Source organism: Nocardia sp. NPDC050412 (assembly GCF_044458825.1).
GTDB lineage: Bacteria > Actinomycetota > Actinomycetes > Mycobacteriales > Mycobacteriaceae > Nocardia.
In genome coordinates this window covers 196706-203163 of the sequence record NZ_JBITIJ010000005.1, presented here as the reverse complement: position 1 = coordinate 203163, position 6458 = coordinate 196706, and the positions used below count along the sequence as shown (strand labels likewise).

The following is a 6458-nucleotide window of genomic DNA, read 5'->3' as shown; positions in this document are numbered from 1 at the left end:
CCGCCCTTTTTGGGGTGGGGCCCCCCCCCTCGACACCCCCCCCCCCCCAAACTCACCGGGCCCCACAACAACAAACCCCCCCGGGGGGGGGGGGGGGGGCCCCCCCCCCGGGGGCCCCCCCCCCGCCCAGCTCAGGAGCCGGTGAACTGTTCGCCGGAGATCGAGCGGGAGTGCTCGCCGTCGACGCCGACCGGGATGTCGCCCTCGAGGGTGGTGCGGTACAGCACGCGGGTGACATCGAGGTGGTTGAGGTCGCCGGGGGCCAAGTGGGCGGTGGCGCGGTTGTCCCAGAATGCCAGGCTGCCCTTTTCCCAGCGGAATCGGACGGTGTAGGCCGGGTTCGACAGTTCGTCGAACAGCAACTGGAGTACGGCATCGCTCTGGGCTGGGCTCAGACCAACGATGTGGGTGGTGAAGCCGGGATTGACAAAGAGCACCTTTTCACCGGTCACCGGGTGCACCCGCACGACTGGATGCTCGGTCACCAGCGGCGCATCGGCGACCTTCTTGGCGTAGTCGCTTTCCTCGTTCCAAGCCGGACGGCTGCCGCCGAACCGGTGCACGGCCCGCAGGCCCTCGACGAACTTGCGCAGCGACTCGGGCAGGTTCGCGTAGGCCGCGGCGAGATTGGTCCAGCTGGTGTCCCCGCCCCGCTCCGGTGCGATCTCGGCCCGCAGTAGTGAGGCGGCGGGCGGGTTGATCAGTGCCGAGACATCGGTGTGCCAGTGGTTGGTGTAGCTGAATTTCTTGACGCCGAAACGCTTTTCGTAGAGACGGCTGTCGACCGCCAGGATTTCGGGGAATTCGGTGGGCGCATCATCGTCGTAGGGGTGCGACGGCGTGACGGCGCCGAACCGCCGAGAGAAGGCGATGTGTTCGGCGTGGCCGATGTGCTGGTCGCGGAAGAACAGCACCTTGTATTCGTAGAGGGCCGCGCTGATGTCGGCGACCTCCTGATCGGTAAGCTCGGCCCGCAGGTCGACGCCCGCGACCTCGGCGCCGATATGTCCGGCGACCGGCGTGATCCGGAGGGTGGTGGTCGTGGGCTCGCTGACAGTGGTCATGGTCGTACTTTCTTCGGCGATGGTTGGGGTTGGTCGGCGGAGCCAGGGCGACAACCACTGCTGCCCATTCGCATGAAGTCGACGGCGCGCCGCCTGGTCAGCCGGGGACTCATGCGCCGAGTTCGGTTCGTACCTGGGCGAATTGGCTGTCCACCGGTGCCAACCCGTAATGTCCGCGCAGGGTCGTCGCGGTGTAGTCGGTGCGGAACAGGCCGCGCTCCTGCAGGATAGGGACCACCCGATCCACGAAGTCCTCGAGACCGCCCGGCAGGTATGGCGGCATGATGTTGAAGCCGTCGGCGGCGCCGTTCTCGAACCAGGACTGCAGTTCGTCGGCGATATCGGTGGGTGTGCCCGCGAAGGTGCGGTGTCCGCGCCCGCCACCCAACTTGCCGATGAGCTGACGCACCGTGAGGTTCTCGCGTTCCGCAAGTTCCTTGACCAGCGTGAATCTGCTCTTCCCGCCCTCGATTTCGCTCTCCGCGGGTAGCGGCGGCAGTGGTGCGTCGAGTGCGTGTTCGGTGAGATCGACACCGAGCAGCGCGGACAGTTGCCGCAGTGCGTAATCCGGGGAGATGAGGTCGGTGAATTCCTGCTCGAGGGCCAGTGCTTCCTCGCGGGTGTCGGCGATGAACGGCACAAGTCCGGGCAGCACCTTCAGCTCATCGGCCGAGCGACCGTACTTCGGCAGCCGCGCCTTCAGATCCCGATAGAACGCCTGCCCCTCCGCCAGCGAGCGCTGTGCGGTGAATACTGCCTCGGCGTAGCGCGCGGCGAAATCCTTACCGCTCTCCGATGATCCCGCCTGCACCAGCAGCGGACGCCCCTGTGGGCTGCGCGGCGAATTCAGCGGGCCACGTACCCGGAACCGATCACTGATGTAGTCGATGGTGTGCACTTTGTCCGGATCGGCGAAGATGCCTTCCTCCGGATCGAGCACGATCGCGGAGGACTCCCAGCTGTCCCAGAGCCGCACGGTGACATCTACGAACTCCTGTGCCCGTTCGTAGCGCCTGGCGTGTTCTGGAATCGCGTCGAAGCCGAAGTTGAAGGCCTCGTCCTCGTTACCCGAGGTGACGATATTCCAGCCTGCCCGACCGCTGCTGATGTGATCGAGTGAGGCGAATTTGCGCGCCAAGTTGAACGGTTCGTTGTAGGTGGTCGAAGCCGTCGCGATGAGCCCGACCCGTTCGGTCGCCGTGGCGACCGCGGCAAGCAAGGTGACCGGCTCGAATACGGCCAGGGTATTGCGCTTGATCCGCGGTCCGACCGCCAACCCGTCGGCGAAGAAGACCGAATCGAGTTTGCCGCGCTCGGCGATACGCCCGAGCTCCTGGAAATGTCGCACATCCAGTACTCGGCGCTCCTCGGTCCGGGGATGGCGCCAGGCCGCCTCGTGATGACCGACGCCCATCAGGAAAGCATTGAGATGGAATTGCTTGCGGGGTAACGACATCGGAATCCTTAACGAGAGGGCTCGGCGCGCCACCGGGACAGGCGGCGTTCGAGGGCGACGAGGAGGCCGTTGAAACTCAGCCCGAGCAGCGAGATGGCGATGATGCCCGCATACATATTCGGGATCTGGAAGTTCTGCTGGGCCGCGGTGATCAGATAGCCGAGTCCGGCACGGGCGCCGACCATTTCGGCGGCGATGAGCACCAGGATCGATGACGCCGCTGCCATTCGCACACCGGTGAAGATCGATGGCACCGCGGCGGGCAGGATCACCTTCTGGAACAGCCGAATCGGTGAAAAGCCCAATGAGACGGCGGATTTGATCAGCAGGGGGTCCACGGTTCGGACACCGGTGATGGTGTTCAACAGGATCGGGAAGAAGCTGGCGTACACCACGAGCGCGATCTTGGATGTCTCCCCGATGCCGAGAATGAGAATGAACACCGGCAACAGAGCCAAGGCCGCGGTGTTGCGGAACAGTTCGAGGATCGGGTTCAGGAAGTCGGCCACCGGCCTATACCAGGCGATGGCGACGCCGACCGGAATGGCCACCGCGAGCGCGAGCGAGAATCCGGTCGCCGACCGGGTCAGGCTGGTCGAGACGTGCTCCCACATCTGACCGGTCTCGACCAGATCCACGAAGACCTGCGCGACGGTCGAAAACGGCGGCAGGAAGACTTCGTCCACCAGACCGAACCGCGGCGCGGCCTCCCATATCGCGACCAGCAGGCCGATGGCGAAGGTGGGCTTGAAGATTCGCCACGCCAGCAGCGCGACCGCCCGCAATACCCGCGATACATCGACTTTCCGCGTCGGCGCGACCTCGGCCCGGCGGCGGACCACAACCGGCCGTGGCTTCTCGACGACTTGCACTGCGCTAGACATTGACCGGCTTCCTCTCGATGCTCGTGGCCGACAGTGACTCGCGTTCGAGTCCCTGCGCCCGGGTGACTTCACTCTGTAACTGCGACCAGATCTGGTGGCGCGCCTCCCGGAAGGGTTCGCTGGAGCGCACATCGGCACCGGAATCCCGGTCGATATCGATATCGATTACGGCCTTGACCCGCCCCGGCCGCGAGGTCAGCACGGCGACTCGCTGGCCGAGGTAGACGGCCTCGTCGATGCCGTGGGTGATGAACAGAATCGTTTTGCCGGTGGCCCGCCATATCCGTAACAGCTCGTCCTGCAACGACTCCCGAGTCTGGGCATCGAGTGCGGCGAACGGCTCGTCCATCAGCAGCACCTCCGGATCGAAGGCGAGGCTGCGGGCGATGGCGACACGCTGTTTCATGCCGCCGGACAGCTCATGCGGATAGCGGTCGCCGAATCCGGCCAGACCCACCAGTTCCAGGTACTCGTCGGCGATCTTCCGGCGCGCCCGACGCCGGACCCCCTTCGCTTCTAAACCGAATTCGATATTGGCCCGGGCAGTACGCCACGGCAGTAGCGCGTACTGCTGGAAGACGATGCCACGGTCCAGCCCGGGCCCGCTGATCGGCTTGCCGTCCAACAGGATTCGCCCGGCACTCGGCTTGCTGAGTCCGCCGAGCAGATCCAGCAGCGTCGACTTTCCGGAACCGCTCGGGCCCACGAGCACCAGGAACTCGCCATCGCGCAGTTCCAGCGAAATATCCTCGATCGCGGTGAACTCCTCGTTCGATCCACGGACCGGGAACTGTTTGCGCACTCCGGTGAGCGCGAGTTTCACCTGGCTCATTTCGCCGCGACCGCCTCTCCGGTCGGTCCGGTGGTCGCGCCGTAGGTTCCGTTGGCGTACGGGTTGTCCTTGTTGGTGTAGAGATCTTTCGCCGTCAGCTTTCCGGCGGGCACATCGCCGTTGCGGACCAGCCAATCGATCCAGATCTGCAGTTCCTTCTCCGCGATCACCGCACCGGGTACCGGCAGGCCTGGGCTGCGCCAGAATTTCAGCAGATCGGTGTTCTCATTGCGTCCACGCTTGTTGATGATCGAGGCGAAGCGCGCGACCACCTCGTCACGCGGGGTCACCTGCAGCCAGCGCGTCGCCCGTGCGGTCCCCTGGACGAAGTCCTTGACGGCCTCCGGGTTCTGGGCGACGTAGTCCTTACGGAAAACATAAGTGCCGTAGTCGAATTGACCGAACAGGTCCTTATCGGTGTAAAGCGCGTGGATACCGCCGCGCCCGACCGCGCTCTCCCGGAAGACGCTACCCAGTGCGCCGACATCGATCTGGCCCTTGCGCAGGGCGTCCTCGGTATTGGCCGGCGGCACCACTATCAGTTCGACCTGCTTGATCTCCTGGTCGGTCAGCCCCTGCTGGTGCAGCCATTCGCGGGTGATGAATTCATGGTGTGCGCCAAGGGTATTGATGCCCACCTTCTTGCCGATCAGATCCCGGGGCGATTTGATGCCCGAATCGTCACGGACGAAGTAACCGGTGAACGACTGCTCGTCCGCGCCGTACGAGCTGAGCACCGAGGTCACGGGCGCGCCACCCGCGGCCAATTTGACGACCGCGCCGTTGAAGGCGCTGCCGAACTCGATCTGACGGGTCGCGGCAGCCTGGATATTCGCCGGCCCGCTGGTGGTGTCACCCTCCCAGTGCAGCGCGATCTTGCTGAAGTAGCCGAGATCATCGGCCAGTTCGTAGGCCGAGACCTGGCCGGTCGATCCCTGGTAGCGCAGTACGGCCTTGCCGTCGGCATTGGTGCCCGGATCGGATTTTCCGCAACCAGCGAGCACCGCCACCGCGGTGGGAATGGTGAGCACGGCGGCAATTGCACGGACGAACCGTGGTCTGGTTTTCTGGGACAGCGTCATGGCAGTTCTTTCACGGAATGCGCACTGCCGCAGCGCAATAGGCACGCCACAACGGCAGGTAAGCGCGGAGGATTACCTGATTCGACCAATGCGGCGCGCCCTATTTCGGCGACCGCGAATTCAGGCGCGACAGACTCCATGAGGCAGGCGCATGAAATCCACCGTGCGACGGCGGATCAGCGCAATGGATTCGATCATGTCAACGACCTTCGTGGGATTCGGATAGAAGCGGCGACCCCGCGGCTTTGTGTCCATGGTGGGGTCGACTGCCATGGGGGGACAATGCCGATTTCACATTGTGAAAATCACCGTGAGTACAACTGCACCGGAGCATCGGTAATGGCAGCGGTGGACTGGAACAGTGGCCCGATCCGGCCCGCGATCTGCCGCATAGCAGGCACGATGCCGCGCACCAGCTCCTCGTTCAGTCGCGCCGAGCGGGCCTGGACGCCGAGCGCACCCCACACCTGCTTATCCGGACCGAGGACGGGCACCGCGACCGAGCGGACCGGATCTTCGCGCTCGATGATCGCTACGGCGAAACCGCTGCGCCGCACGCGATCCAGGTCAGTCGTCGCCAGCGGTGCGAGTCGTCGGTCGAGTCCGTCGACAACAGGTGCGAAGGCCAGCAGAGCCTGGCCGACGGCGCTGGAACGCAGCGGCTGACGGGCCTGCGGCAACTGGTTGGGGCAGAAGTACACCGGCGGCCGCGCCTGGAAGACGGTTACCGCGTCGCGGTCGTCGGCGATGCTGAGGCTGACGGTGATCTTGATGCCTGCGGCCAGCGCGTAGAGGTGCGGTGCGGCCGCGTCGATGCCCAATCGCGACAGCGCGGGGCGGGCCAGCGAGGCGAGCCCGTGTCCGATGCGATAGCGATCGGTCGCCGGATCCTGCTCCAGCAACCGGCCCCGCACCAAGGCCTGGGCCAGCCGATATGTCGTACTGACCGGTAGTCCGGCCCGATGCGCCAATTCGCTCACCGACAGCTCGGGATCGTCGCCCTCGAAGCAGTTCAGTACGTGAATCGCACGGTCGACCGCTTGGGCACCCGAACGGGGTTGATCGGCGGCAGTCATTGTTCCTCCTGATATTTCTACCGATCGGGATGTGGCCAGAACTATCGCCGGATGATCCGGGCGC

General features: G+C 65.0%; 6 protein-coding genes. All 6 read right to left on the bottom strand.

The window, feature by feature from the left end:
* Positions 1–131 precede the first annotated feature (131 nt).
* Positions 132–1064: a TauD/TfdA dioxygenase family protein gene (locus tag ACIBI6_RS15380; protein ID WP_396956662.1), complete on the bottom strand. Its 933-nt coding sequence runs from the start codon at positions 1062–1064 to the stop codon at positions 132–134.
* A gap of 109 nt (positions 1065–1173) precedes the next feature.
* Entirely contained in the window at positions 1174–2520 is a 1347-nt protein-coding gene (locus ACIBI6_RS15375) for an LLM class flavin-dependent oxidoreductase (protein ID WP_396956661.1), read from the bottom strand.
* A gap of 8 nt (positions 2521–2528) precedes the next feature.
* Positions 2529–3404 (bottom strand): ABC transporter permease, encoded by an 876-nt coding sequence (locus ACIBI6_RS15370; protein WP_396956660.1) that lies wholly within the window; start codon positions 3402–3404, stop codon positions 2529–2531.
* Positions 3397–4236 carry an ABC transporter ATP-binding protein gene (locus ACIBI6_RS15365; RefSeq protein ID WP_364345997.1) on the bottom strand — a complete coding sequence of 280 codons (840 nt, stop codon included), beginning with the start codon at positions 4234–4236 and terminating at the stop codon, positions 3397–3399. The genes ACIBI6_RS15370 and ACIBI6_RS15365 overlap by 8 nt, the downstream gene beginning before the upstream one ends.
* A complete protein-coding gene (locus tag ACIBI6_RS15360) occupies positions 4233–5318 on the bottom strand; it encodes an ABC transporter substrate-binding protein (RefSeq protein WP_396956659.1) in 1086 nt (361 codons plus the stop codon). The genes ACIBI6_RS15365 and ACIBI6_RS15360 overlap by 4 nt, the downstream gene beginning before the upstream one ends.
* Before the next feature lie 305 nt (positions 5319–5623).
* On the bottom strand, positions 5624–6394 hold the full coding sequence (locus ACIBI6_RS15355) for an IclR family transcriptional regulator (RefSeq protein WP_396956657.1): 771 nt from the start codon (positions 6392–6394) through the stop codon (positions 5624–5626).
* Positions 6395–6458: the final 64 nt, after the last annotated feature.

What these genes read in the sequence shown, in the direction of transcription:
- ACIBI6_RS15360 (WP_396956659.1), bottom strand. Translation starts at nt 5,318, where the DNA reads ATGACGCTGTCCCAGAAAACCAGACCACGGTTCGTCCGTGCAATTGCC.
- ACIBI6_RS15375 (WP_396956661.1), bottom strand. Translation starts at nt 2,520, where the DNA reads ATGTCGTTACCCCGCAAGCAATTCCATCTCAATGCTTTCCTGATGGGC.
- ACIBI6_RS15380 (WP_396956662.1), bottom strand. Translation starts at nt 1,064, where the DNA reads ATGACCACTGTCAGCGAGCCCACGACCACCACCCTCCGGATCACGCCG.
- ACIBI6_RS15370 (WP_396956660.1), bottom strand. Translation starts at nt 3,404, where the DNA reads ATGTCTAGCGCAGTGCAAGTCGTCGAGAAGCCACGGCCGGTTGTGGTC.
- ACIBI6_RS15355 (WP_396956657.1), bottom strand. Translation starts at nt 6,394, where the DNA reads ATGACTGCCGCCGATCAACCCCGTTCGGGTGCCCAAGCGGTCGACCGT.
- ACIBI6_RS15365 (WP_364345997.1), bottom strand. Translation starts at nt 4,236, where the DNA reads ATGAGCCAGGTGAAACTCGCGCTCACCGGAGTGCGCAAACAGTTCCCG.